General features: G+C 63.0%; 2 protein-coding genes. Both read left to right on the top strand.

The window, feature by feature from the left end; genetic code table 11:
* A partial coding sequence (gene gspE / locus JWR14_RS23110) for a type II secretion system ATPase GspE (protein ID WP_299712501.1) occupies positions 1–1,440 on the top strand: 1,440 nt, incomplete at its 5' end.
* A 6-nt stretch (positions 1,441–1,446) separates the two neighbouring features.
* On the top strand, positions 1,447–2,576 hold a 1,130-nt coding region (gene gspF, locus JWR14_RS23105), incomplete at its 3' end, for a type II secretion system inner membrane protein GspF (RefSeq protein WP_299712498.1).

The following is a 2,576-nucleotide window of genomic DNA, read 5'->3' as shown; positions in this document are numbered from 1 at the left end:
TCGCCGCTCGCGGCACGGCTGATCCCGTACGCGTTCGCGCGGACCGGACAGATCCTGGTGGCGCACCAGCACGCGGACAGCATCGAAGTGTGGATCAGCGATAAAACCAGCGATGCGGCACTCGCTGAAGTGGCCCGCAACTTTGGCGCGCTTTCCATCGTGCGTTTGCCGGTGGCCGAACTGTCGGCTGCGATCAATTCGGCGTACTCACGCAATGACGGCAGCGCGGCGCAGGTCGTGGGCGAAGTGGAAGGCGAAGTCGATCTATCGCGGCTGATGCAGGACATTCCCGAAATAGAGGATTTGCTCGAATCGGAAGACGACGCACCGATCATCCGCATGATCAACGCGCTGCTGACGCAGGCGGCGCGCGAACAGGCATCGGATATTCATATCGAACCGTTCGAGACGTCTTCAGTGGTGCGCTTTCGTGTCGATGGCACCTTGCGCGACGTCGTGCGCCCGAAGAAGGCGCTGCATGGCGCGCTGATTTCGCGTATCAAGATCATGGCGCAACTGGATATCGCGGAAAAACGGTTGCCGCAGGATGGCCGCATTACGCTGCGCGTAGGCGGCAGGCCGGTGGACGTACGCGTGTCCACGCTGCCGACCGGTCATGGCGAACGCGCGGTGCTGCGTCTGCTGGAAAAAGATGCGCAGCGGCTGAACCTTGAAACGCTGGGAATGGCGCGCGACACGCTGGTTCATTTCGACAAGCTGATCGGCCGTCCTCACGGCATCGTGCTGGTGACCGGTCCGACGGGCTCGGGTAAAACGACCACGCTTTATGCCGCGATGTCACGGCTCGAAACGGCCACCACCAACATCATGACGGTTGAAGATCCGATCGAATACGACCTCGGCGGGATCGGTCAGACGCAGGTGAACGAGCGCATTGGCATGACCTTCGCGCGCGCGTTGCGATCTATTCTGCGGCAGGACCCGGACATCATCATGATCGGGGAAATCCGCGACCTGGAAACGGCGCAGATCGCGGTGCAGGCATCGCTGACGGGTCACCTCGTGCTGGCAACGCTACATACGAACGATGCGGCGTCCGCGGTCACACGTCTCACCGATATGGGCGTCGAGCCGTATCTGCTCGCGTCGTCATTGCTCGGTGTGCTGGCGCAGCGGCTGGTGCGCCAGTTGTGTCCGGTATGCAAGGAAGAGCGCTCGGAAGATGGCCACATTCATTGGCATGCGGTCGGTTGCGACAAGTGCGGCCACTCGGGTTATGCGGGGCGTCGCGGCGTGTACGAATTGCTGCTGCTCGACGATCCGCTGCGCGCGCTGATTCATCGAAATGCATCGGATGCCGAAATATTGACGGCCGGCCGCAATCAAGGAATGCGCACGCTGCGCGAGGATGCAAACCGGTGGCTCGCGACCGGTGCAACGTCGCTGGAAGAAGTGCTGCGCGTGACGGGCGGAGATTAAACATCCATGCCGGCGTTTCGTTTTGAGGCAATCGATCAGGCGGGCAAGTCGCAAAAAGGCGTACTCGATGCCGACAGCGCCCGTGCCGCCCGCAGCCAGCTAAGGACGCAGGGGCTGACGCCGCTGGTGGTCGAGGCGGCAGCTACTCGCACGCGGGGCGAGCGCAAACAGCGGTTATCGCTGGGAAAACGCTTGTCGCAACGCGAGCAGGCCATTCTCACGCGGCAAATCGCCAGCTTGCTGACAGCGGGTCTGCCGCTCGGCGAAACGCTGTCGGTGCTGACCGACCAATCGGAGCGCGATTACGTTCGCGAGTTGATGGCAGCCATCCGCGGCGAAGTGCTCGGCGGCCATTCGTTCGCGAATGCCCTGGCGGAACATCCGCGTGATTTCCCCGAGATTTATCGCGCGCTGGTGGCGGCCGGGGAACATACCGGCAAGCTTGGACTGGTGCTGTCGCGGCTTGCGGATTACATCGAACAACGCAACGCGCTGAAGCAGAAGATCGTGCTCGCGTTCACCTATCCGGCGATCGTCACGTTGATCGCATTCGGGATTGTCACGTTCCTGCTGAGCTACGTGGTGCCGCAAGTGGTGAACGTGTTCGCCAGCACGAAGCAGGCGCTGCCGTTCCTCACCATCGCGATGATGGCGCTCTCCGGCTTCGTGCGGAACTGGTGGTGGGCCGGGCTGATCGGCGTGGCACTGCTGAGCTGGATTATCAAGAGCCTGCTCGCGCGGCCCGGGCCGCGCATGGCGTTCGACCGATGGCTGCTCACCGCGCCGCTGCTCGGCAAACTCGTACGCGGTTATAACACCGTGCGTTTTGCCAGTACGCTCGCGATCCTGACCGCGGCCGGCGTGCCGATTTTGCGTGCCCTGCAAGCCGCGGGCGAAACGCTGAGCAACCGCGCGATGAGCGCGAACGTTGACGACGCGATCATCCGTGTGCGAGAAGGCACGTCGCTGTCGCGCGCGCTGGGCAACACGCGGACGTTTCCGCCCGTTCTGGTGCACTTGATCCGCTCGGGCGAAGCCACCGGCGACGTCACCACCATGCTCGACCGTGCGTCCGAAGGCGAAGCGCGCGAACTTGAACGCCGCACGATGTTTCTCACGAGCCTGCTGGAACCGCT

The sequence above is a fragment of the Caballeronia sp. genome (assembly GCF_028292365.1).
Taxonomy (GTDB): Bacteria; Pseudomonadota; Gammaproteobacteria; order Burkholderiales; family Burkholderiaceae; genus Caballeronia.
Note: the sequence above shows the minus strand (reverse complement) of the source record. Positions and strands in the feature narration are given on the sequence as shown.